This window comes from Neisseria iguanae, assembly GCF_003013245.1.
Taxonomy (GTDB): domain Bacteria; phylum Pseudomonadota; class Gammaproteobacteria; order Burkholderiales; family Neisseriaceae; genus Neisseria; species Neisseria iguanae.
In genome coordinates this window covers 19,226-41,521 of the sequence record NZ_PXYY01000013.1, presented here as the reverse complement: position 1 = coordinate 41,521, position 22,296 = coordinate 19,226, and the positions used below count along the sequence as shown (strand labels likewise).

Genomic DNA, 22,296 nt, shown 5'->3' with positions numbered 1-22,296 from the left:
CAGCCGTTTTGTTTTGTATGTTTATGTTAAACCGTCTGATGACGCGCTTTGTTAAACGGTGTTTTTGCCTTATGGATATAAAAAGCAATTTTTGCGAGTTTACGCATCAAAGCGACAATAACGACCATTTTCGGTTTTTTGGCCGCTTCCAAGTTTTTGACCAGTTGCGGAAATGCGTTTATCCGATAAGCAACCAAAGCAGGCATAAACAAGGCGCGTTTTAATTGTCTGTGTCCGTATCGGCTTAATCGGCCTTTTTTATTGACACTTGTCCCTGATTGTTCAATTTTGGGACTTAATCCGGCGAATGATACAAATTGGTTTGCGGTTTCAAACGTTTTATCCGTCAGGTGTCTAAGCAGGATTGCAGCGGTATCTTTGCCTATGGCGGGTATGGTTTGCAGGTTCTTATATTCGGCATTCAGGCTTTTTTGCTGCTTAATCACGCTGTCTATGCGTTTTGAGGTTTCGTCTATTTTCTTTGAGAGCAGCAGGATGATTGATTCGTGAGTTGACCTTATAAACGGATCTTTAGCGGCATGTAGCCTGTTTTGGCTTTCGTGCTTCTGTTGCTTGAGCTGCTGAAGCAGGTTTATCAGTTTGTACAACGTTGGATTTTCAGACGGACTAAACGATTTCAATTTATCTAAATGTCGTTTTGTGTAATCGGCTATCAACTTTGAATCTGCTTTGTCTGTTTTGGTATGACTGAACTGGCTTTTTGCGTAATCTTTAATTTTGAGGGGATTGATGACGTAAACGGTATAGACTGCGCTCAAATGTTCGGCAGCTTTTTCGTAATAAACGCCTGTTGCTTCCATGCTTATAGCAATTTTTCTAACTCTCTTAGTTTTTATCCAGCCAATCAGTTTTTCAAAACCTTCATGACTGTTTCCGATTTTTATATAGTCTATTTCGCCTTTGGCCGTAATCAATGTTACGTCTATGGTGTCTTTTGAAATATCCAATCCTATTACGTTCATTGCATTTTCCTTATTTATTCAGCCTGCTATGCGGCTATGATGATATTCAATCTTTAGGATGGTCAGACGATTCGGCATTTCTTTTGTCCAGTTTTTAACTTTGGTCGATTTGCTGCCTAAACCGCCCGGGTCTTTGTTTTGCGCATAAACAAAAACCCGCAAACCGTCTTTTTTAAAACGGTTTGCGGGTTTTGGCTTTAGCATTTTATTGCGTCCGGTTGCGCTGATTTTTGCCTGTTTTTGAATTTTTAGACATCGCTGGAAGACATAAAATTGCTGAAATTCAAAAAGCGGGAGTTCCCGCACCCCGTGGATGCTTATTTACCTATTAATTCCGCCTTTGGCTTCATTAACAGATAAATAAGCATCTTTGTTTATGGCGAACCTACGACCCCGCCGCGTTGTGCAAATTGCTGACCTGCTTCGACATAGCCGTCATACATGAGGTTTTTAGGGCTTTGACCGCCCATTGCGACGACTTGGCTGTTTTCAGGCTCATAGGCGGTCTGCGGGGCTGTTTGTGACTGTTGTGCTGCCTGTTGTTGTTCGTCCTTATACGGATTGAAAGGCAAGCCGTTTTTTGCGTAGTCTTTGCACATGGCTTTTGTGATTTCTTTCAGCGGTGTGCCCTGGCTTGAATAACAGGTACATCCGCTTTTGCCGCCATCAACGCAGCCGACAGGGTACTCAAATGTTTTAACTTGGCGGACGTTGTTATAGATGGGTTTGCTTTCGGGCTTTTCGGCGAGTGTAGGTACAAAATCTTCAGGTTTGAGATTTTGCCCTATATCGGCAGTCGCAGGGCTGGTTTTCGGTTCTGCGCCATCTACATCGGATGCGGCAGTTGTTGACGTTGTTTGCTGTTCGTCCGCGCTGAACCGTTTGCTCATTTTGTTTATCGTGTAAAGCGTAAAGCCTATTAAAAGGGGAATAAACAGGACAACGAATATCAAGCTTTTGGGAATGCGACGTTTGGGCTTGGTGTGTACTTCGGCAGATTTGTACATACCGAAGGACTTTTTAGGCACAACAAACGTCCGTTCAATGGCTTTGGCAATGTTTACACTGCTATCGGGCTGGTCGACGCATTCGTTCCATTCGTATAGTTTGCGTCCGACGGGCTTAATGGAAACGTGCATATGCCGTTGAACGAGCCGGCGGACGAAACTGTCAAGAAAGCTGGGATGTTGAGTAATCAACACTATGTCTAAACCGTGATGGCGGTGTGTTGCCAAGGCTTCGATGAATGGCGGTACTTTTGAAGCGGCGGAACGTGTACCCATCAGCCGTTGCGCTTCGTCTATGATGACAAGCGAACCATAAGGGAGGAAGTCTTGAAACGGCTGTGATTTGATTTGCTCGTCTGAAAGTTCTTCATGTTCTATTTTGAGTTCGGGAATACCGTTGACAAAGAGCGGGCGTTTTTTCTTGACGCCGTCTTTGTCAGTGAAGTGGGTGTAGCTTTCATCGGTCATCAACATATTAACGACAGAACTGGTTTTTCCGCTGCCCGGAACGCCTGTTTGCAGAATAATCATTTATCTTTACCCCCTGGAATGAACGACAATTTGCTTATACTTTGCATGGCGACATTAAAGGCGAATGCGCCGAATATCAGCCCTAATGCGTGTCCGAAACCTGCCATCATGATGATTTGCAGAATATCGGACGGCATGGAATTAAATTGATTGCTGATGTAATCCTTGACGAATCCTAGACCCACTGTAAAGCCTGTAAAGGTCACGAAACTGATACCCAGTGCTATAAATACTTTTACGACGATATAGGTCAGCAGCCTTTGTAATATGGCGAAAAACGCGGCTTGCATGCTTTAGTCCTTTCTACTTGAGAACATGATAAATGCGGCTACAACGGCAGCTATACCGATAACGAGAAAACGTATCATTTCAGCAAAACGGCAAATCAGGTCATATTTGAATTCCAATGTTATGCCTAAATAGGTTGCTGTTCTGGGAGCAGGACAAACGCCGTTGTCAGGCAGAAAGAAATCAGGTCTAAAGGTTGTTTCGTTTTGGGTATGCGGTATTTTGAATGGTTCTTCCTGTTCTTCAATATTGCCTTTTTCAGCACAGGCTAGAATATTCGGGAACACTTCACACAATAAACCGCCACTTTCTTTGGGCTTGTCATCCTCTTTAGGCTTGCCGTCAGGATTGGGGTCGGGTTGTGAACCCGGCTTGCCATTTTCGCCCGGTGTCGGGGTTGGGTTGGTTTTTGGCGCGGCAGGGCTGCCCGGTGTGAGGTTGGGGCGCGGGGCTGTGGTGACGGTTGCGGTTGTGTTGCCGTCTGATGTTGTTGTGAAGCTGATGGTTATCTGAAAGAGTCTGCCGTCTTGCCCTGTTGCCGGACCAAGTGTAATGACTGTTCCGTTAGGCACGGTCGGCGTGCTTACTGATGCACCCGGAATGCTGCCGTCTTCATTTGCTGTTGCATTTACATAGGACGTAGGATTTCGGTCTGCATTCGGACCTACTATTCTGTCGAATTCTGACTGCGAAATAGGCTGTTTCTTATTTGGCTCAATACGCCAAAATGCTTTAATGGCTTCTCCATAAGCCGTTATAGCTTTACAACCACCAGTTAAAGTAGAACCTTTATACTCTTTAGCTATATGACCTTCATCGCCCTTACTCTTTGCATAATCATCTACGTTTTTTGACGCTCTATCACATAACCCGTCTAACGTTGATTTATAGCTCTTATAACCATAATCATAAGAATCTTTAGATAATCCAAAACGTGCTAATTCAAATTCGTTTTTACCTCCGTTACGTTCATCGTTTGGAGTTATGATAATTACGTATTCTTTATCGGTTACAAAATCGCCTAAAGTTACATCGTATTTATAACCTTCGTCTGCAAGCATTTGCTCTACGAGATAAAAAGCAGCGGTCGAAACTACAAAACCGACAGGACCGCCTCCTACTCTTGCGAATTTGCCGCCTGCTTTGGCTTTTGAGAGCAGGTTTTTTAGGACGGTAGAGCGGGATACTTTTTGTTCTATGGTTACGGGAACTGTTGAGGCAGAGCGGAGGCCGGTAGAGGCTTCACGGACGGCTAATGATTTACTGGATGTTTCATGATAGAACATATTCCCCCCCATACCGCCACGACCATTATCTAAATAACGCCAAGTTCTAACGCCATTTTGATTAAAACCGCCAGTCGAAACACGAACTCTTCCATTTGGCTCAACAACTAATTCAGCGTTAGCTTTAAAATTACATCCTAATAGAATAACGGCCATAATAATAAGCCGTTGAAATTTGACCATCATAGAACTCTTTGCATTCAAAGCCATGTTCTAAAAACTGAAATTTCAAATACGAGCCATCTTCAAAAAAAACTAACATATCATCAAGATATGTTCTATTTAAAAAATATTGGGCTGCACTTTTTACCATGTTCTTAAAATCAGAAATTGGATAAATTTCTTTAAGTCTGAACATTTCAGCTATAAACACATGACACAGTTTTTCATTTAAATAATCGGGATTCGTGTCCTTTTTGAATCTCAATTCTTCTTCTGAAATGTAAAACATAATCCTAACTTTCGTAACGGTTGCAGAAAGTCGGGATTATATCGCTTCGTCATTTAAAAATCATCCAGCCCACCACGACCGGAACAAATACGCCAAGATAGAAATAAAAGTCCATCATGCGACTACCTCAATTTCTGCCATAAAAGCTTCATCCCCCAAACGGCAGCCATGATGGCGACCACAGACCAGCCTATGTATGAACCGTCCCTCATGCTGTCTATCGGGTTGCATTCGGGCAATTCGGCTTTGACGATCTGACCGTTAAGTATCCAACCGAGCTTAGACGCCTGAAGCTGTATCAACTTGCCGTCTTCGCCAATCTTCGGAGGAACTAGGCTGAAATAGACATTTTCAGCGTCTTGGCGGGTTGCATAACAGTTGTTTCCGACTTGGTAGCCCATTAGCAGTCCTTATAGATATAAACGCCGTCGTCGTCTTCATCTTCGCCTATACCGTTTGCAATCGTTTCGAACTCTTGTTCCTGTGCTTCAAGTTCCTGCTCTTCTGCTACGAGTTCTTCATAAACGGCTAAGGCTTCTTCCTGCGTTCGGCGTCTGTCTTCACATTCTTCGTCTTCCTCGGAGGATTCTTCTGATTCATTGGCTTTAATTTCGGCTTCTGCCTTTTCCAACCTGATTTCAGCAAGCCTCAATCTGATTTCATCCAGCCTTTCCCGAATTTCTTCACGACGTTCTTTGCGTTCTGCGGCTGCTTTAGCCTTTCTGCCGTCGATAACCGAACGTATCAGGGCGATGCCTAAAAGTCCGCCATATGCAGACAGGACATAGCCGCCGATTTCTTTTATATCGGCAAGGCTGTATCCAAACTCTTTCAATAACGTTTCTATAATCGACATTTCTATGCCCCTTTAAAATTCAGACGACCTTTGTCGGGTCGTCTGAAACTTTCGGATTAGCGCAATACGCGACGAATCAAAGTGATTGCGAAGATTGAAGCGATAATACCCAGTACGATTGCCGCAACTGACATAGCATCGGTTTTAGCGGTAGCCAAGTCGGTTTTGACGCTTTCAGGTACTTCAGCCCATGCTTGAGTAGCGAGAGCCAGAGGAGCGGCGGCAACAACAGCCAGTTTTACGCCGTATTTACGGCAAGTGTTCATCAATTTCATGATGTTTTCCTTTACGAAATGTTGATAAAAAATAGTTTTGCGGGCTTTGTGAAGGTTTTAGAGACCGCCCGCCGAGCCTCTTAAACTTAATCTTCTTTTTCGTAGAATCCGAAAATTACAAATTCCCCGCCAATCTCTTCCAATGCCGAGCTGAAAGCGTCTTCATAGCTGTCATACTTACCGGCTGATTTGATGTTCGGCGTAAAGCCAATATCGCCAAATGGATCGGGATAGATGAATTCGTGATTTTCCAATTCCTGTACGATAAATTTCTGTTGGTATCTGCTCATGATTCAGCCTTTCTTAGGCTTTAGATGCTGCGCCCTTTACTTGGAAATCCAACAATTTCGGCACTAAGCCTTTGCCTGTTGATTCCATCGCAACGGTTACATCAACGGCACAGGGGAATTTAAGGTTTTTCAATTTTTCAAAATTATGACTGTCACCAAACTTCATGCTTGCCGCGGTAAAGCCCACGGCATTGCCGTTTGACGGCATGGGACTGGCTACCAAGACGGTGCATGAATCGATTTTGTTACCGTCGATTTCGCCTTTGAATTGTTTTGCGCCCAATAAAGTGGCTGGATATGTGGTTACTTGGCTTGTTTCAAACATTTTTCAATTTCCTTCAGTTGTTTAAAAAATCGGATATTTGACGTTCCTCGTACTCAATATCCTTGATGTGTTGCCTTTCCCTGTCTTGTGGGAATGCGGTTTCTTTCTCTTCATTCAAATCATCAAACAGTGTTTCAATGTTCAATGCGTTAATGGCTTTCTGTTCTTCGTGGATATACTGGAATTTCTGCGTTTGGTTTCTGCAATCGTATTGCTCAGGCTGTAAACCTTTGGGATAACCTTCAACGCCTTTCACCAGCTCATCAACTATCCTGCTATCGTCCCACCCTATATCTCGAAGGAAATTAACCATCTTGCCGACCTGATTCCTTGCATGGAAAAGCTTATGGTCGAATGTCAAATTAACGGTTTCTACTTTTGCTTCCATCCGCTTGGCTTCGGTCTTGAAAATCGCTTTGCAAATCGGATATGCACCGCCTAGATACGAACCGGGATAAAGAAGCATATCCAATGGGATTTCTATATCCCCCGCCCTGAATTCGGTTTCAAACCTGACCCAAGGGCTGTCAACATCTCCAAACTGTCTGCCTTTCTCGTAAACACGGGTAAATTTTGAGTTTCCGCGCTTGCCGATGTAAAAGGTTTTTCCGCTGCCGTCTTCATTGCGCCATGCCGTACCTCGACATTCGCTTTTTGGCCGCATATTGTGTACGTCGTAATGTCCGTTATCGTGGTCTAGCATTGCCTGATCGGGTGTGTACTCGCCGTTGAAAAAATCATGGGCTACATCGACACGGGTTATTTTCGGGCGGACGCATTTACTTAAGAATTCATGTAGGCGGTTTTCCCAACCGGGTAATGCCGCCATGCAGCCTGTTCCGTTCAATTCGACCAACATCGTTTCTCGCTGACCACCATAGTGAACCTTTCCGTATTCGACGTTGTCGGGTCCGAGTTGATAACAGCTTTTATAGAAAAACTTACCTTTGAACGGTAATTTTTGGGTAATGCCGAATCCCAATATTTCTTCCAACAGTTCGCTATACTGGACAACGAATTCCGTATCTGAAACCAATCCTTTTCCTGTTACTTTCGGCAAAGAATCTTCGTGAATCGTGAAAGTGATTTGGTCTATGAACGCTCCGTCATCCCTGCCACGCCTTAACGGTATTTCTATAAATCTGCCTTTGCCGTCCGATACAAAATGGCTGAAATATTCGAATTGAAATTCTTGGTTTTCTGTTTTTTCCGCACCCTTCGGATTTGGGGTTTTGTTTTGGTCCCCCCCTATTAGCCTAGGGGGGCAGCCTTCGGCGGTTGCCGCAGCCCCGCCGTCCGCTGGAGCGTCCGCCATGTCCGCGGCCGCCGCCACGGCTTTATCTTCCAAGGCTTTCACGGTTGCATTCCTTATCCATCAATTCTTTTACAAACAATCTGCCGTATTCATACGCTTCGTTTTCAATTTTTTGTTTCAAAGTCGGATTGCGGATAGGGAAACAAACTGTTTTGATGCATTGGGATTCGTTGTCTTTATCCCTGAACACTTTCAAGATGTATGCTTTCGGGAAAGATACGGGTTCGGGATTGACGGTATAGAAAATAAACATGATTAAGCCCCTTCACTGGCTAGAGTTAAGGGGCTTTACAAGAATTAAAAATATGCGCCCCTGATGGAGCGCAATATATAAAGAATTAAAAATATGCGCCCCTGATGGAGCGCAATATATAAGGGAAACAAACTGTTTTGATGCATTGGGATTCGTTGTCTTTATCCCTGAACACTTTCAAGATGTATGCTTTCGGGAAAGATACGGGTTCGGGATTGACGGTATAGAAAATAAACATGATTAAGCCCCTTCACTGGCTAGAGTTAAGGGGCTTTACAAGAATTAAAAATATGCGCCCCTGATGGAGCGCAATATATAAGGTCGTCTGAAAATCCTTATCCATACGCACTGCGTACTCAATGCCTGCCTTATCCAATAGGTCGGAAACATGGATGACAAACGGCTCTTGTTCGCGTGCGCGGCTTAAGCCCAATTCCAAGTCCGCATGGCGGCAGGCGACCGTGCGTTGCACCAAATCACGATAAGTCGTCATCGTGCGCCCTCCGAACCGTCAACTTCCGCTTGACTGTTGACCCAATCGCGCCAAGCCTGATTTTGGTTTTCCAGTTCCGAAACATAGCCGCCAAACTCAGCGGCGTGTTCCAACAGCGTGGCCGTCTTACCGTCTTTAGGCGCATTCGGTCGTACCGGCGCGACCATCAATGCGGCAGGCGGTGTCGGCATGACCGCCTTTTCGACAACCTTAATTTCCGTAGCCGAGGGCGCGCTTGTAGAGCTGCAGGCCGTGATGGCCAAAGCCGTCAATACAACCGCCGCTTGCATTTTTACGGTCTTGAGTAAGGACATTTTCGATTTCCTTTTTATTTTCCGTTTTCAGACGGCTGACTTCCGCCTGTTTTTTCGCCAAAGCCATGCCGACAGCGTGCGCCTTGACTTCATATTTTTTAGCTTCCGCACGCGCATTTTCCAGCTCGCGCGCATAGTTTTGAGCCGACAACAGCAGGGCTTGCGCTTTGTCTTTTCCCATCTTGTCGATGACCGCCTGCTGCTTCGCAAAAGCCGACTTGTAGCCTTGATGGTGCGACACCGCCAAACCCGTGCCGACAAGCGCGATGATGGCAATCGGTTGCCAGTTATTCGCCAGCAGTTTCACGAGATTCATTCTCGACCTCCTGACGTTTGACGCTGACCAACGAACGCGCCACGGCATAGCCGCCGACAATGCCCAAATACACCGCCCAGATCTCCGCCGAAGGGTCGGGCAACATCACAAACTTAAACGTCCCAGCCGCGCAGGCGACGTTTGCCCAGAGTTTCGAGTGCGACACATTGCCTGTCGCCGGGTTTTTAAAAATATCCAAAATACGCATTGCTATTCCACACTTTTGGTTTGCAGGTGCCGTTTCAGCATTTCCCGATAATTGGCAATTTCGCTCTCCGCAAATTCAAACGCAGCCAAATCTGCCTGTTCGCTTGCCTCGCGGCTTTTACGCGACCATTGCTCAATCATCTTTTCGTAAAACTCAATCTGTCCCATGATTAACGACGATTCTTGCGTTTACGCGCCGCGCGTTTGGCAGCTGCCACGCCCGACTTACCCAAGCGCAGGCTCGGATGTTGTTTTAAAGAGCCTATCCGAACAGGGCTTGACGTGATTTTGATTTCAGGTAACGGCGGGACGCCAAAACCGTTTTTCAACTTTGCACAATGGGCAACACATAAAGCAATCAAAGACTTTTTCATACCTTCGCCGCTCCCAATTCCATCGCAATCGCGTCCGCAATCGCGCGGCAAATGCCCCATTTTGTAGTTTTAAACAAAGCCAGATCAGTGTCGTTGCTGATAAAAAACGGCTCAAAAACAATGCCGCCGGCCTGCGCATAAGCCAGGCGCGAATGCTGCCCTGCGTTATCCGGCTTAAAGCCGTCTTCACCGCGCAGTTTCCAGCCTGTCGCCTTGGCAACAGCCTTGCTCAATACCTGACACCAACGTTTGTTTTTCGGCGTGGACAAGGCTTCGATGCCTGTCGCCGTTTTGTTCGCCGCCGCATTGGTGTGGAACTCAATCGCCACATCCGAGCCGCGAATCAGCTTAACTGCTTCGCGCAGCGGCATATTGCCTTTGCCTTCGCCGTCGGTGCGTACGGTCAGGCCGTAATCGTTACGCAGGATTGAAGCCACGATGTTGCGCATATCCTGCGCCAAGTCCGCCTCACGGTCGCTTCCGTTGACTGCGCCCGGGTCAGTATTGCTGTGTCCAGCGGTTAAGGTTACGGTTTTGCCCATTCATCATCTCCAAAAAAGGTTGATTGCATAACATTTGAAAACCCCATTAAACCTTTTCAGACGACCCCCAAGCCCCGTCAGGCTTGCATTCAGCGGAATGCAGGTAAAAAAAAATCCCTGCACGAAGCAGGGAAAAAAGGTCTACTCAAACACACAAGGAAAACAAAACCATCATGCCGCAAACAAATCAGCCTGCGCTCTTGCCGCCGCCTCGCGGTCGGCCTCTTTCAAAATGTATCGGATATTGCGCGTCGACAACTTATGCGCCAACACCAGCTCGCGCACAATAACCAAATCGCTCAAACCCTCCGCGCTCATCGCATCATATTGCCGGCGGATAAATCGGTTGCGCAGCTCACGCATCGCATCCCAGCAGCGCGGAATCGCCAAGAAAGGCTGACCGGCATAGGCTCGCTCCAATCGTCCCGCCGCCGCCTCGCCAATGTCCTCGACCAGTTGCGCGTGTAAGATTCGGCTCTGACGCGTATTGCGGCGACGATTGGAAATCGGGTAATTCGTCCCGCCCCAAACCTTAACCATGTGAAATGTCGCCTCCAGTCCGATGACCGTAATCATCGCCACCACACTATGCGGCAGCAGATGTTTCACATCCTCGAAATCCTGCTCTGTCATCTCCCAACTTACACTCATTCCTATTCCTCCTTTTTCTTTCGGTTCGCCGCAATCTGCAAAGCCGCCACCAACTTGTGCATATTGCCGTCGGACAACCATTCCACGCGGTCAACCTTAAACATCTTTTTCGCCGTGCCGTGCGCATAATTCCAAGTCCAGTCGTTATCCAGCAGCAGGGCTTCGATTTTCCGCATCATCGGATCGGCAGAGCTTCGGCGGTTCGGGCGATGGCCTGCCGTTTTCTTCGGCGCAAACCCATGCTGGCGCAAATCCTCGACCACACGCTCCAGCTCAGGGATGCTGCACTCGGTACACGACCGCTTGCCCGTCACACGCTCCAACACCGCGCGATACGTCGCATCATCCAAACCAAGCTCTTTTTGAGCAATTTTAATTTTTGCAATCAATGCCCGGCGCATTCTGAATTCCTAAAACACAATATATTGATTAATTAACGCATATTATACAGATAAAATACTATATGTTGTAGTAAGACGATGTTTTTTGCGAAACGGACAGGCATAAAAAAAGCCGTCTGAAACAGGTTTTAAACTGTTTTCAGACGACCTTTTGCCGGGCGTACTAGTTAGTTGTCTACAAAAGGAAGTTTCATTTGTGGTGCACCATGCCGGTGTTCCAATACTTCCAGAATTCGATACTCCGTTTTCATATTTTCCCCTTTGATATATTGTAGTTTATGCAAGCGCGCTTTGATGATATCCCCTTTAGCAAAAGCTACTTCTCCCGATTGCACAAGCCTGAGAAATCCTTCATCTTCGACATCCGCATTGAATATGGAATTACCATCAGAAAACCGCCATTTATAGTTACCCTCGAAAGACAGACTTACTACCTGAAGATTCATCTTTACTTCGTCATCGGCAAGGATTTCATCTTCTTCTTTCGGTGGCTCGAAAAAAGGCACTTCTGACTCCTTGATGACCATAAATCGGGAAGTTTGCTCTAAATCGGTAACAGCAAATTCATCAATACCTTCCTGCTCTAATGGGGATAATACATCTTTAAATGCTTCATGGATTTTGTGGTTTTGGTAAAGCCATAATACCTGCTTCTCAGTTTCGTAATATTCATCACCGACATACACCTTAAAGGTTTCATCACCAACCGTTTCGATCTTAGAAATCTTACGGTTTCTCAGCCATTTTATCAGCCCAATTAAACCTTTTCCCGTATATTTAGTTATTCCCGCCGTACCCCATACCAAACCAAGCCATTCAAGCAGGTTTTTGGCTGTGGCAATATTCTCAGAAGTAAATAACGACTTACTTAAATCCACTAGTGAAACAAACGTATTCAACTCAATGCCGAAGCAACCTGTTTTAAATGAAGCTTTTACATTAACGCTTACTTTGGCACGGCTCCCGTTGATTGCTGCATTAGCTTCTTCCAATAATGTACCGAATGCATAAAGCGCAGGAGCAAGGGTTTGCACATTCATTTCATTGTTGCGCAATGCTTCGCCATCATACAGTACATTGAATTTTTCGTGGCTCATACGGATCTTCATCTTCTTCTTCCTAATCCGACGATTTTAGCCTATTTTAAACACATCTCCTATCAAAAATATACTGTATTTCGAATAAAAAAAGCCGTCTGAAACAGGTTTTAAACCCCATTTCAGACGGCCTTTAACATTGTTTTAAATCATCACATCAACTCCTGCTCCGTAGGCTCAATCACGTTTCAACACACTGAACTGAATCAGACTGTTGATTTTATAGAATTTGTTCGCTCGGCTCAATTACAAAATCCTCAAGCCCCGACACAATCTTAATCCCTGGCACTTGGCCGTCTGAAAAACGCTCTTTTTGATTCAGGATGGCGTCTTTGTCGATTTCCTTTTTCGTGCGGACAAACTCGGCAAAGGCGGATTTCTCCGAGAGCCACGCCAAGACGGCGGCCACGCCTGTTACCTTGACGGATGGCGGACGGATGCGCCATTTAATCAGGCCGGTGGTAAAGTCCACGGTTTTGGTTTTACCGTTTTCCGTCAACTCGTCCTTATGCGCTTCGCAGTAGGCGGCCACACGTTCGGTCAGGCTCATGATTTCGGCACACATCGGCGCGGCTTTGGCGGCATATTCTTCTTCGATGACTGCTTTTTTGTCTCCGGCTTCGGTTTCCAAGCGTTTGACTTCGCGCTGCAAGTCGCCGATTTTGCGGATAAACGCAGTGACTTCCGCTTTGTCTTGTGCCGCTTCAATAGCGGGTTGTTTGATTCGGGTTTTAGCCATTTTCCTTTCGGGTTTACTCTAAAAATCTTGATCTGATAAGTCTCGTAAAATTTGACTTAAAAATTTCTCGTGGAGGGCTGTTTGTCTTCTTCTCAGATAGCCTGCTGCAGCATGTCCGGCCAAGATTGCAGGAGTTTCTTCACATTCGTCTTCTAAACCTTTTATTTCAAACTCAAATAAGCTTTTGGTACTATCTTTAATAACAAGAACGACTTTAGCCATTTTCTCTTTCCTTTCAGGTTGGGTTTAACATTTCGGCTTGCTCAAGCCTTGTTCGCGTTCGCGCTTGGCAAGTGCCTCAACTTTCGCGCGGTGTCTCAAAATCTGCTCGGTGGCGGTTTCAGCCGGAGGCGGCATCAGCGACCTGCCTTTTAATACCTCTTTAATCACGCCCTGTATGCGGTTTAAAGCCGATTTCCCCTTCGCTTTTTCCTCCTCCGTAGGGTGGTAGTGGTACTCCAGCTTCAACGGCTCCGGCGGTGGCGGCAGATTGTCCAAAAAATCTTTCGGACTCGGCCAGCGGCTCATTTCATTGGCCAACGCCATAAAGGCCGTCTGAAACCGCTTCACATCGCGCACCTCATCCCACGCCCGGCCGTGCGCCAATACACGGCTCCATGTTTGCGCAGTGGCGGCCACAGTGTCGGCAGCCGGCGAACCGCTCAGACGCAGAGTCAAAAGCATGGTCAGGCCGTCGATCATGGCGTTATGCAGTTGGGTAGGCAGTTCTTTCATTTTTTCAGTCCTTGCAGCGACGCGGCTGCGGTAAGGGTTTGGCTGGGGTTGGCCGGCAGTGCGGCTCGGCGGTTTGGTTGGTTTACTGTTTGATTCCCTGCGCTTGGCTGGCCAACCCAGCCTGCAAGGATTTCGTATAAGTATCTATGCGACTTCAGCGGCGTTTTCAGACGGCCTTGGTCGCGTGCATTAACGGTTTCATTAAATCCGTGAATCCAAGCCTCGGTAGGGGCAGGAAAACAAACCCCGTCACGCGCCGCCTCCTGCGCCTTAATCATCGGCAGCAACTCATTCAGCAGTTTCGCGGTACGCGCCCAAGAGAGCTGGGACTTGGCGGGGCGGAATAAACCGATATACCGTATCGCCGCCTTGCCCAATTCCGCATCCATTTCCAAAACAGCCCGCAATACAGACGATGCGTCGGCATCGTTGATTAAGCTGTCTAGGCTATGCACCGCACCACAGTTCGGGCATTTCACGTTCATGACTCGCTCTCCCATAATGTTCGCCGTTCAACCGTCTTAACGGTCTTGACGACTTTCCGTTCCCATATTCCGCAGTGGCGGCATTTGCGTGATCGTTTATTGGCATAGACCCATTTGTGATGCCATTTAGTTAATGCACACCCTCCGACACGTTCGTATTCATTCCATTTGACTTCGGCGACAACATCCGCTTCAGTGGTTTTAACAAAACAAAAAGTCTCAACTTTTTCGGAGCCGTAACAAATCCTGCTGCCAATAAAGTCTCCAAGACCGTCATCAATAAACCAGCCGATATACCAGCCAAATCCATCTTTAAACTTAACAATTCGTGGATAAGCTCCTAAAGTTTCAATCAGTTTGGATTTTTTCTTCAAAAATCGAAAAATATAGTCAATGTATTTAGGGTCTTTTTTCGGGTTGAATTTTTCGATGTTCATTGTTTATCCTTCCAAACATCGCCACCAGCCTGTACATTTCCATTGCCTTTTACGATCTGAACATTGCCTGCCAAGTGATTTTCAAGTTCAGCTTGTTTATCGATCCATGCTTTAAACTCTGACCAAGTTTCAAACTTAGTTTGCTTGTCACGCATCAACCTGCCCAACTTAATGCCTAGATAAGACAAAAACATACCGCAGGCATCCAAAACAACCGCTTTAGTCTGCTGCTTAAACCAGTTTTCAATCAGGCTCATCAGTGAATCAACCACCAACGCCAAACCAACAATCCCGCAGACCAATAGATAAATCATCATTCCGGTAGTCATCACACTTCCTCCCATAAAGTTATCGCCCGCGCCAAAGTTTCCGCCTCGGCAGTCTTCCACATCCCGTCCGGCGACCGCGCAGCGATTACAAAGCCTTCGCCGTCCTTCTTCATCAACATCAGCTCGCCACGGTCTTCGATCCATTCTGCAATTTCTTTTGCATTCATTTTTAAATTCCTTTTAAATCAATACCTTATATTTCCAATAAGGCAAAAAAATATAGAGCAACATCAACGGTTTACCGTTTTAATTGTCGTCATACCCGTCATGGCATTTTCCTATCATGTGCAACACGACGATTCGGGCCAGCAGTTCAAGCCAAATCCCCAGTACCACCAACACAGCCAATCCGACAACAAACCAAATCATTTTTTCTCCTCCTTCTTCTCAAGAGGCCGTTTAAAACGCGCCTGATATTCCTCGATTTCTCGCTCTCGGCTTTTTTGCGCCATCCGCGCCGTCGCACGCCTGCGGTGTTGTCCCCAAGCCTGCCAATCCGTATTACGTCGTCCGAAACTCATTTCACACATCCTTTCACAATCGCCTTATCGCCATATTTCGCGCGGATTTCCTTAAGCGCACGTTCCAAAGCCTCTTTTTTTGCCGTAGGGCTCAATGGCTTATCGCTCATAAACAATCCCTTTCATTTTTTCTTCCGTACTCATCGACTCGTATTGCTCGCCCAAGGCTTTTGCCTCCAAATCCGCCAGACGCTCGCGGCGCGACATTTCCAACTTCGCCGCCGACACCACCGGCTTAGAGCAGCTGTGCAGCATCGTTCCCACCAAAACCGCCCAAAACAACAACCAAAAAGCCAAACCGATCCACTTGGTTTTTCGTTCGCAAAACAAATTAGACATTTTCCTATTTCCTTATAAATCAATTACTTAATATTTTCTTAAGGCAAAAAAATTATTGCATACCCAATCCGCCTTCACTTGAGCAGCCCATTCCTTGGCTTCCTCTTTGCTTTCAAATCGTTTCCGCAGTCGGCGGATTTGCAACCATGCAAAGCCTTCTTTGCGCTTGCCGCGCACATCCGCCCGCCAAATCTTGCGACGTTTATGGGTTTCGTAATCGTGCCAAGTGTCCTCATAGACTCCGGCGTGTACCGCATATTCGTGTCTCATTTCAGACGGCCTTTCTTATCGGATAATCAGGGAGCTGTATTTCTTAACGATACCGGCCTGCATCTTGATACCGTTCTTGTTTGCCGTGCGTACCGCGCCGCGCATCAATTTGCTCATCCGGCGCGTATTGCCGTTACTATGTTTAACCAATTCAAAAAGCGTCTCCTCGTCCGCATCAGGCAAAGCTGATTTTGCAATCTCAAAGAGTTCGTCATCCGGCAAAGATTCGCCCAAATTCAGCGCGACAGACACTCGGCTATAAAGCTGTACCAGCTCGCCATGCTTACCGCGCAGGTTGGCCACCAGTCGGGGCATACCGCTCAACACCAAGCCGCAGCCCGTCTCATCGTGCAGACGGCGTACAATTTCAAGGGCGCGTAAAGGCAGGTTTTCCGCTTCATCGACCACAATCAGACGGCCCGAATCGCGCAGGCGGTCAGATACAGACTCAAACAAATCATTCAAGCTGCCCATCGCCGATACCTTCGCCGCTGCTGCCAGCTTGCGCATCAAGACCAAAGCCGTAAAGCTAGGATTAGCCTCAATCAGGATGGCGGCGGGATTCTTTTCGCAGTAGTTTTTGACCGCCTGAGTCTTGCCCAAACCCGCCTGACCGTAGATCACCACCGTTTCGCCGCCTTCGTGCGCATCGCGCATCACTTCAGCAATTCGGCGGGTCGTCTTGGTCGATACAAAACCCAACACCAGCTCTTCGCGTCGCGCTTTGCTGTCCTGCATCTCCAAAAACGCCTCGATTTTCGGCTCGATGGTTTCATAATTACCGCCTTTTTCCGCATAAGTGCCATTCAGATACATACTGATGGATGCCGGCGAAGTACCGATACCGCGTGCCAGTTGGGTTTGGTTCATGCCTGACTTGGCTTTAAATTCAGCCAGTTTTTGTTGCAATGTATGATTGATTTGTTTCATTTTTTTAGTCCTTTTAAAAGAGGTTTAAAACTGTTTTAACTTCTATCCGCCTCAAACAGCACAAAATCGTCTGTGCCCGTTTTCGGCAATACCGCATACTCCGCCTCGATGACGTTTCCGCCCAAATGTCCCAGCTCGTCCCAAGCTGCCGCCTGTTCCAGTGCCGGATTGACTTCCGCATTCGCGAGCTTGATTGCATTTTCCGCCCGCTTGATTTTGCCTTTTCGGCGTTTTTCCGCCAGTTGGTCGATACGTGCCGTCGGGAAAGCCTCGCTGGTATTGCCGTTGGCCTGCGCCTTAGTAATAAACTTGCCGTCCATATCAAACACATTGACCGCCGACGCATCGCTCAAATCGTAGCTGACCCGTACCTCGTCTTTGTGATACTCCGCCAGCTCAGTTGAGAAATAAGAGTTGTTGAACAAATCCAGCCAACCGCGCTGCACTTTTCGCACCTCCTGCGGCATAAACATCGTCGCCAGCTCTTCCGCCGACAACATATCCGGCGCGATACCGTCCTGAACCAGCCTCATTTCCCGATAATCCTTCGGCGTGTAATGCCCGCCGTCAGGATGTCGGGGCAGCTCGCCGTGCGGACGGTTGTTGTAATCATCGATACACTTGACCACATCCGCAATAAATTGCGACCAGCTCGGCAGTTTTTTCAAATATTTCTGTTGTTCCTCCGTTAAATCCTTGCCTTTTTCCAAAGCATTAAAAGCACTTTCCATCTTGCGGTACATCAGATTCTTCGTGCTGCTGTCCATCCCCGCGCCCGCAAACGTCTCATACTGGCGCGCCATCTCAATCAGATTGTCTTTCCACCATCGCTCGATGATGCCTCGACCTTGCGGATTGCCCGCGATACCCGTTTCATGGCGGATACCCAATCGGGACGTAATACCCGTAATTTCATGGTCAATCGTCTTGCCTGTCTGGCCGCCGCCGTTATCCGAGTAGTAGATAATCGGTAAACCAAAGTGCTTGACCCCGATACGCAGAGCGTCCGATACCGCCACACAACTTTCCGCGAGAGATACCGAAAATCCGACCACAAACCGCGTACAACCATCAATAATCACCGTCACTTCAGGCTTAAACGGTCTGCCGTGTACAGGGTGCGCCACCTTCGCCTTAAAGCTGTGGCCGTCGCCGATCCAAACATCGTTCGGCTTCAAAGCCCCCCAATCACGTTTCACATAAGGCAGCAGCGATTTATAAGCCGCCCCCGTTTTCCTGCCGCGCTCCTGCATAATCAGCGGGAGCTTTTCCCAAACGCGTCGCACCATACTCAGATTAGGCACATCATTGACCGGCATATTTTCCGCTTCCGCCCACTGCACAAACCGGCGGTAGCTGTGTGCCAGCTTCGGAGCCGACGGAATATTGTGCAACTGCATAAACATCGGCAACCAACCGTAGCTCTCAATCGGCTTGACCGCCTTCGTCGTCTTCGGAGCCAAAGCAACCAACCGCTCCGTCGCGTTTTCCGCTTTCAAATAAGCAGATATCCAGCCATCTAAAGTACGTTCGCCAACCTTCGCCGACCGACTGCGGTCATTGGCCTTTTCCAAGTTCCCAAGCGTGACCGCGTCCAATTTACCTTCTGCCAGCAAGCCCAAAAACTGAGCCACCGCAGCCTTCGCAGAGCAACCGTATTGATATTTGATACCCAACACCGCCGCCACCACCGCACATCGCGCATCCGCCACCGACCGTTGTTTCTCGTTCAACAGCTTGGCCGCTTCAGCCAGTGCTTGAGCCGACATCGCCGTCCCCGGTCTGATTTGGGGCAGCATTTTCGGCATCTTCTCCGCCAGCTCGTCCGACTGCCGTTTCATGATGGCTGCTCGGATTTCGGCAGGGAGGGAAGCGATTAAGTATTTTTTCAGACGGCCTCCACGCGCTTTGCCAACTTCTTCGATGTACGGCCAGTCCTGAGTTTTGGCACGATATCTAATGCTTTCTAGGTTCTTGGGAAGACAGGGCAAACTTAAATTTTTCAGCTCCTCTAAGGATATGGTGTTGCTCATTTACTGCTCCTGATATAAACTTTTGTTTACTCTTTTGAGTAAGTTAAACCTGTTTGGGATAACGGCTAGGCCAAATCTCTTGAGGTGGGATGCCGAGAAAGTCTGAAATAATTCGTTCGCCTTTTGGATATTTAAATTGCAACGCGCTTTTTAATGTATTCGCGCTTAACCCGGATTCGATTGATAGTGCAGTAATTGTTTTCCCGCGTTTACGAACTGCTGCCACAATTTCCGCACGATGCCAATCTTGTTTTTGTCTTTCCGCATCTTCAATTTTTACCATTAATCTTTCTTTTAGGGTTTCCATACGCATTCCTTTTGGGTTTGTTTGCTAAGTCATATGACTTAATGAAACGAATAATACTAACCAAAAGGATAGTTGTAAACCCTTTTGGTTAGTCAATTTACAAACAAATGGCGGTTATTTTATAAACTTTTGTTTTTGATTAAGATTATTTCTAACCAAAAGGGAAGGTTTTTTGGTTAGTCTTTTTGTTAGAGAGAAACACATGACTTTTAAAAGCAGACTTCAGCTTTTATGGCCGGATTCGACATTGGAGGATATAGCCTCCAAGATAGATATGTCCTACATGGGACTGAATAAGGTATTTGCTAAAGATGGTTTGCCAAAGGCTGAAACACTTATAAAAATTCAAGAAGTTACCGGATGTGATTTAAACTGGTTACTGACCGGCAAAGGTTTGCCGTTTGCTGACAAATCAAGACCGGAGAACGTTGGAGCATTCCCGGTATCCAATACCGGCTCAGGCGCGGTGGATACCTTGGGCAATCCGGTTGATCTACGTGAGTTTGTCTTTATCCCGCGATACAGCGTAGAAGCGGCAGCAGGGCATGGACAAGCAGTGAATGATGAAAAACCATTATTCTGCATGGCTTTCCGGAGATACTGGATAGAAAACTACGTTACCCGGCAGACAGACAAGCTCTCTGTAATCGCCGTCAAAGGCGACAGCATGGAAGGCATCCTGAACCACGGCGACAACATCCTAATCAACCACGCCGAAACCGAGCCGCGCGACGGCCTGTACGTCCTACGCATAGGAAACGACCTGTTCGTCAAAAATATCCAACGCCTGCCCGGCCGGCTCTTGGTTAAATCCGCCAATCCCCTCTACGAGCCTTTTGAAATCGACCTCACAGCCGACAACACCGATATAGCCATCATCGGCCGGGTAGAATGGTTCGGCCGTACCGTAAACTGATTTTAAAACCCTCTTAAAATAGTTTTAAAAAATTCCCAATCCCGTCAACTTCAAACAAAAAACCGCGCATTCCGGCGCGGTTTTGTGAAAAAGCTGGCGTAACTTTTCCAGATACAAAAAAAACGCCGAAATCCACGTCTTTCCAAGATTTCAGCGTTTTTTACTCTATTTGTTCCTTGTGCAAAAACTAACAGTCCCCCACATACATAGGCCGTCTGAAACATTTGTTTCCATGATTGCCGCCGCAAAGCCGCCAAATCACACACACATCGTTTTATCGATAAAAACCAAGCAAAACAACGCTAAAGCCGGCGGTGAAAATTGACCCTCCCTACAAAAAAGCGGATAATCCGCCTATGTCCGATTAATTTCATTTCAGACGGCCTAAATGCATCTCAAGGCCGTCTGAAAACATTTATAAAACAAAGAACATAAGATGAAAGCACCTGAATTACTCCTTCCAGCCGGCGGTTTGGAACGCATGCGCGCCGCTTACGATTTCGGCGCTGATGCCGTGTATGCCGGTTCGCCGCGCTACTCGCTGCGCGCGCGCAACAACGAATTTGCCAAACCGGACGTGTTGGCGCAGGGCATTAAAGAAGCACACGAACGCAATAAAAAATTCTTCCTGACCGTTAACACCCTGCCCCACAATTCCAAGCTGAAAACCTTTGTGACCGACATGGAACCCTTAATCGCGATGAATCCCGACGCACTGATTATGGCCGACCCCGGCTTGATAATGACCGTGCGCGAAAAATGGCCGGACATGCCGGTTCACTTGTCGGTTCAGGCCAACACCACCAATTATTGGGGCGTAAAATTCTGGGAAAAAATCGGTGTCGAACGCATCATTCTATCGCGCGAATTGAGTATGGACGAAATTGCCGAAATCCGCCAAGAATGCCCTGACATAGAATTGGAAGTGTTCATTCACGGCGCATTGTGTATTGCCTATTCAGGCCGTTGTTTATTATCGGGTTATTTCAACCACCGCGACCCCAACCAAGGCACCTGCACCAACTCCTGCCGTTGGGGTTACAAAGTGCATGATTCCGAAACCGACGACATGGGCGATGCCAAGCTGCTGCAAGACTTCAATTTTGAAAAAGCACAGGAAGGAGCCGACCAAAATTTCGAAGGCATCAACAGCCAGCAACGCCACCCTGCCGCCGATAAAGTGTTCCTGATTGAAGAAAGCAACCGCCCGGGCGAATTCATGCCGATTATGGAAGACCAGCACGGCACTTACATCATGAATTCCAAAGACTTACGCGGCATCGAAGTAGTCGACAAACTCACCCGAATCGGCGTGGACAGCCTCAAAGTCGAAGGCCGCACCAAATCGCTGTATTACGTTGCCCGCGTTGCCCAAAGCTACCGCAAAGCGATTGACGATGCCCTCGCCGGCCGCCCGTTTGACTTAAGCCTGTTAAGCGAACTTGAAGGCTTGGCCAACCGCGGTTATACTTCCGGATTCTTAGAGCGCCACAAAACGCAAGATTATCAAAACTACCTCAACGGCCATTCCGTGGCCAAACAAAGCCAATACGTCGGCCACGTGACCGAGGTTGACAAAGAAGGCTGGGCAACCATTGAAGTCAAAAACCGCTTTGCCGTCGGCGATACCGTCGAAATCATCCATCCGACCGGCAACCAAACCATCAAGCTGGAACAAATGACCCGCAAAGGCGAAGCCGTTGATGTCGCACCGGGCAACGGCATTCGGGTGAAAATCCCGAACATGCAAGGCAAGGAAAAAGCCTTGGTCGCACGGATTATGAATCCTTGATTGTGTTTTGATTGGATTACAGGCTGTCTGAAACATTCAGACAGCCCTGATTCTTGACACTATTTCACGTTTTCGCTACTATTTCCTATTCGCACTTTAATATGCCGATTTGACACAGCTTGCGGGCACAAACAGCTAAAGCGTTTGCAGATGGCATTTTATTTTACTGCAAAATCAGCCCGTTGTGTCAGACATCGGGCTTTTGTTG

General features: G+C 47.3%; 38 protein-coding genes and 1 pseudogene. 2 read left to right on the top strand and 37 right to left on the bottom strand.

Annotated elements, in window-relative coordinates:
• Window positions 1-26: 26 nt before the first annotated feature.
• The 37 genes and pseudogenes from C7N83_RS03770 to C7N83_RS03605 all read right to left on the bottom strand — a co-directional run bounded on the left by C7N83_RS03770 (window position 27) and on the right by C7N83_RS03605 (window position 19,380).
• Entirely contained in the window at window positions 27-983 is a 957-nt protein-coding gene (locus C7N83_RS03770) for an IS110 family RNA-guided transposase (RefSeq protein ID WP_106740742.1), read from the bottom strand.
• 18 nt (window positions 984-1,001) lie between these two features.
• Entirely contained in the window at window positions 1,002-1,289 is a 288-nt protein-coding gene (locus C7N83_RS03765) for a hypothetical protein (protein WP_106740740.1), read from the bottom strand.
• Window positions 1,290-1,357: 68 nt separating this feature from the next.
• On the bottom strand, window positions 1,358-2,521 hold the full coding sequence (locus C7N83_RS03760; RefSeq protein WP_106740739.1) for a zonular occludens toxin family protein: 1,164 nt from the start codon (window positions 2,519-2,521) through the stop codon (window positions 1,358-1,360).
• Window positions 2,518-2,811: a DUF2523 domain-containing protein gene (locus C7N83_RS03755; RefSeq protein ID WP_106740737.1), complete on the bottom strand. Its 294-nt coding sequence runs from the start codon at window positions 2,809-2,811 to the stop codon at window positions 2,518-2,520. Before C7N83_RS03755 ends, C7N83_RS03760 begins: the two co-directional genes overlap by 4 nt.
• A gap of 3 nt (window positions 2,812-2,814) precedes the next feature.
• Window positions 2,815-4,281 carry an IgG-binding virulence factor TspB family protein gene (locus tag C7N83_RS14170; RefSeq protein WP_146135088.1) on the bottom strand — a complete coding sequence of 489 codons (1,467 nt, stop codon included), beginning with the start codon at window positions 4,279-4,281 and terminating at the stop codon, window positions 2,815-2,817.
• On the bottom strand, window positions 4,226-4,546 hold the full coding sequence (locus tag C7N83_RS15155; protein WP_070654866.1) for a hypothetical protein: 321 nt from the start codon (window positions 4,544-4,546) through the stop codon (window positions 4,226-4,228). The genes C7N83_RS14170 and C7N83_RS15155 overlap by 56 nt, the downstream gene beginning before the upstream one ends.
• A gap of 122 nt (window positions 4,547-4,668) precedes the next feature.
• Window positions 4,669-4,947, bottom strand: a complete 279-nt coding sequence (locus C7N83_RS03740) for a hypothetical protein (protein WP_106740735.1) — start codon at window positions 4,945-4,947, stop codon at window positions 4,669-4,671.
• Window positions 4,947-5,402: a hypothetical protein gene (locus C7N83_RS03735; protein WP_106740733.1), complete on the bottom strand. Its 456-nt coding sequence runs from the start codon at window positions 5,400-5,402 to the stop codon at window positions 4,947-4,949. The genes C7N83_RS03740 and C7N83_RS03735 overlap by 1 nt, the downstream gene beginning before the upstream one ends.
• Before the next feature lie 56 nt (window positions 5,403-5,458).
• Window positions 5,459-5,677: a major capsid protein gene (locus tag C7N83_RS03730; protein WP_106740731.1), complete on the bottom strand. Its 219-nt coding sequence runs from the start codon at window positions 5,675-5,677 to the stop codon at window positions 5,459-5,461.
• Window positions 5,678-5,763: 86 nt separating this feature from the next.
• Window positions 5,764-5,967, bottom strand: a complete 204-nt coding sequence (locus tag C7N83_RS03725; RefSeq protein ID WP_002237227.1) for a hypothetical protein — start codon at window positions 5,965-5,967, stop codon at window positions 5,764-5,766.
• A gap of 13 nt (window positions 5,968-5,980) precedes the next feature.
• A complete protein-coding gene (locus tag C7N83_RS03720) occupies window positions 5,981-6,292 on the bottom strand; it encodes a hypothetical protein (protein WP_106740730.1) in 312 nt (103 codons plus the stop codon).
• Window positions 6,293-6,305: 13 nt separating this feature from the next.
• Window positions 6,306-7,607 carry a replication initiation factor domain-containing protein gene (locus C7N83_RS03715; protein ID WP_245911117.1) on the bottom strand — a complete coding sequence of 434 codons (1,302 nt, stop codon included), beginning with the start codon at window positions 7,605-7,607 and terminating at the stop codon, window positions 6,306-6,308.
• Window positions 7,608-7,629: 22 nt separating this feature from the next.
• Window positions 7,630-7,860: a hypothetical protein gene (locus tag C7N83_RS03710; RefSeq protein WP_106740726.1), complete on the bottom strand. Its 231-nt coding sequence runs from the start codon at window positions 7,858-7,860 to the stop codon at window positions 7,630-7,632.
• Between the two features lie 310 nt (window positions 7,861-8,170).
• Window positions 8,171-8,353: pseudogene (locus C7N83_RS03705) on the bottom strand (hypothetical protein); the annotation flags it as partial.
• Window positions 8,350-8,667 (bottom strand): hypothetical protein, encoded by a 318-nt coding sequence (locus tag C7N83_RS16720; RefSeq protein WP_211296567.1) that lies wholly within the window; start codon window positions 8,665-8,667, stop codon window positions 8,350-8,352. The pseudogene C7N83_RS03705 and the gene C7N83_RS16720, both read right to left, overlap by 4 nt.
• Entirely contained in the window at window positions 8,564-8,983 is a 420-nt protein-coding gene (locus C7N83_RS03695) for a hypothetical protein (protein ID WP_106740722.1), read from the bottom strand. The genes C7N83_RS16720 and C7N83_RS03695 overlap by 104 nt, the downstream gene beginning before the upstream one ends.
• A complete protein-coding gene (locus C7N83_RS03690) occupies window positions 8,955-9,191 on the bottom strand; it encodes a hypothetical protein (protein WP_004520462.1) in 237 nt (78 codons plus the stop codon). Before C7N83_RS03690 ends, C7N83_RS03695 begins: the two co-directional genes overlap by 29 nt.
• Before the next feature lie 2 nt (window positions 9,192-9,193).
• Window positions 9,194-9,358: a hypothetical protein gene (locus tag C7N83_RS03685; RefSeq protein WP_106740720.1), complete on the bottom strand. Its 165-nt coding sequence runs from the start codon at window positions 9,356-9,358 to the stop codon at window positions 9,194-9,196.
• A gap of 2 nt (window positions 9,359-9,360) precedes the next feature.
• A complete protein-coding gene (locus C7N83_RS03680) occupies window positions 9,361-9,564 on the bottom strand; it encodes a hypothetical protein (protein ID WP_106740718.1) in 204 nt (67 codons plus the stop codon).
• Window positions 9,561-10,106 (bottom strand): N-acetylmuramoyl-L-alanine amidase, encoded by a 546-nt coding sequence (locus C7N83_RS03675; protein ID WP_106740716.1) that lies wholly within the window; start codon window positions 10,104-10,106, stop codon window positions 9,561-9,563. The genes C7N83_RS03680 and C7N83_RS03675 overlap by 4 nt, the downstream gene beginning before the upstream one ends.
• 171 nt (window positions 10,107-10,277) lie before the next feature.
• Window positions 10,278-10,757 carry a Mor transcription activator family protein gene (locus tag C7N83_RS03670; RefSeq protein ID WP_106740715.1) on the bottom strand — a complete coding sequence of 160 codons (480 nt, stop codon included), beginning with the start codon at window positions 10,755-10,757 and terminating at the stop codon, window positions 10,278-10,280.
• 2 nt (window positions 10,758-10,759) lie between these two features.
• On the bottom strand, window positions 10,760-11,158 hold the full coding sequence (locus C7N83_RS03665; protein ID WP_106740713.1) for a gp16 family protein: 399 nt from the start codon (window positions 11,156-11,158) through the stop codon (window positions 10,760-10,762).
• Between the two features lie 167 nt (window positions 11,159-11,325).
• On the bottom strand, window positions 11,326-12,255 hold the full coding sequence (locus C7N83_RS03660) for an LAPAL motif-containing putative phage structural protein (RefSeq protein WP_146135087.1): 930 nt from the start codon (window positions 12,253-12,255) through the stop codon (window positions 11,326-11,328).
• A 220-nt stretch (window positions 12,256-12,475) separates the two neighbouring features.
• Window positions 12,476-12,994 carry a host-nuclease inhibitor Gam family protein gene (locus C7N83_RS03655; RefSeq protein WP_106740709.1) on the bottom strand — a complete coding sequence of 173 codons (519 nt, stop codon included), beginning with the start codon at window positions 12,992-12,994 and terminating at the stop codon, window positions 12,476-12,478.
• An 18-nt stretch (window positions 12,995-13,012) separates the two neighbouring features.
• Complete coding sequence (locus C7N83_RS03650) at window positions 13,013-13,216, bottom strand: hypothetical protein (protein ID WP_106740707.1); 204 nt, start codon at window positions 13,214-13,216, stop codon at window positions 13,013-13,015.
• 24 nt (window positions 13,217-13,240) lie between these two features.
• Entirely contained in the window at window positions 13,241-13,729 is a 489-nt protein-coding gene (locus tag C7N83_RS03645; RefSeq protein WP_106740706.1) for a hypothetical protein, read from the bottom strand.
• Complete coding sequence (locus tag C7N83_RS03640) at window positions 13,726-14,229, bottom strand: hypothetical protein (RefSeq protein ID WP_245911115.1); 504 nt, start codon at window positions 14,227-14,229, stop codon at window positions 13,726-13,728. The genes C7N83_RS03645 and C7N83_RS03640 overlap by 4 nt, the downstream gene beginning before the upstream one ends.
• Window positions 14,211-14,651 (bottom strand): hypothetical protein, encoded by a 441-nt coding sequence (locus C7N83_RS03635; RefSeq protein WP_106740702.1) that lies wholly within the window; start codon window positions 14,649-14,651, stop codon window positions 14,211-14,213. The genes C7N83_RS03640 and C7N83_RS03635 overlap by 19 nt, the downstream gene beginning before the upstream one ends.
• Window positions 14,648-14,980: a hypothetical protein gene (locus tag C7N83_RS15700; protein ID WP_245911114.1), complete on the bottom strand. Its 333-nt coding sequence runs from the start codon at window positions 14,978-14,980 to the stop codon at window positions 14,648-14,650. Before C7N83_RS15700 ends, C7N83_RS03635 begins: the two co-directional genes overlap by 4 nt.
• Window positions 14,980-15,147, bottom strand: a complete 168-nt coding sequence (locus C7N83_RS14550) for a hypothetical protein (protein ID WP_170064790.1) — start codon at window positions 15,145-15,147, stop codon at window positions 14,980-14,982. Before C7N83_RS14550 ends, C7N83_RS15700 begins: the two co-directional genes overlap by 1 nt.
• A gap of 79 nt (window positions 15,148-15,226) precedes the next feature.
• The gene (locus C7N83_RS16530) at window positions 15,227-15,349 is read right to left on the bottom strand and encodes a hypothetical protein (protein WP_281256729.1); all 123 of its coding nucleotides are present in this window, start codon (window positions 15,347-15,349) and stop codon (window positions 15,227-15,229) included.
• Window positions 15,346-15,501: a hypothetical protein gene (locus C7N83_RS14545; RefSeq protein WP_170064789.1), complete on the bottom strand. Its 156-nt coding sequence runs from the start codon at window positions 15,499-15,501 to the stop codon at window positions 15,346-15,348. Before C7N83_RS14545 ends, C7N83_RS16530 begins: the two co-directional genes overlap by 4 nt.
• A 99-nt stretch (window positions 15,502-15,600) precedes the next feature.
• A complete protein-coding gene (locus tag C7N83_RS03625; RefSeq protein ID WP_049343822.1) occupies window positions 15,601-15,840 on the bottom strand; it encodes a hypothetical protein in 240 nt (79 codons plus the stop codon).
• Between the two features lie 27 nt (window positions 15,841-15,867).
• Window positions 15,868-16,110 (bottom strand): Arm DNA-binding domain-containing protein, encoded by a 243-nt coding sequence (locus tag C7N83_RS03620; protein WP_106740701.1) that lies wholly within the window; start codon window positions 16,108-16,110, stop codon window positions 15,868-15,870.
• Between the two features lie 15 nt (window positions 16,111-16,125).
• Window positions 16,126-17,040 carry an AAA family ATPase gene (locus C7N83_RS03615; RefSeq protein ID WP_106740699.1) on the bottom strand — a complete coding sequence of 305 codons (915 nt, stop codon included), beginning with the start codon at window positions 17,038-17,040 and terminating at the stop codon, window positions 16,126-16,128.
• A gap of 35 nt (window positions 17,041-17,075) precedes the next feature.
• Window positions 17,076-19,073 carry a Mu transposase C-terminal domain-containing protein gene (locus C7N83_RS03610; RefSeq protein WP_106740697.1) on the bottom strand — a complete coding sequence of 666 codons (1,998 nt, stop codon included), beginning with the start codon at window positions 19,071-19,073 and terminating at the stop codon, window positions 17,076-17,078.
• 43 nt (window positions 19,074-19,116) lie between these two features.
• Window positions 19,117-19,380, bottom strand: a complete 264-nt coding sequence (locus tag C7N83_RS03605; protein WP_079453753.1) for a helix-turn-helix domain-containing protein — start codon at window positions 19,378-19,380, stop codon at window positions 19,117-19,119.
• Between the two features lie 202 nt (window positions 19,381-19,582).
• On the opposite strand from C7N83_RS03605, the gene C7N83_RS03600 reads away from it, so the two are divergent.
• Entirely contained in the window at window positions 19,583-20,296 is a 714-nt protein-coding gene (locus C7N83_RS03600) for a S24 family peptidase (protein ID WP_106740748.1), read from the top strand.
• Between the two features lie 436 nt (window positions 20,297-20,732).
• Window positions 20,733-22,088: a prephenate-dependent tRNA uridine(34) hydroxylase TrhP gene (gene trhP / locus C7N83_RS03595; RefSeq protein WP_106740695.1), complete on the top strand. Its 1,356-nt coding sequence runs from the start codon at window positions 20,733-20,735 to the stop codon at window positions 22,086-22,088.
• Window positions 22,089-22,296 lie beyond the last annotated feature (208 nt).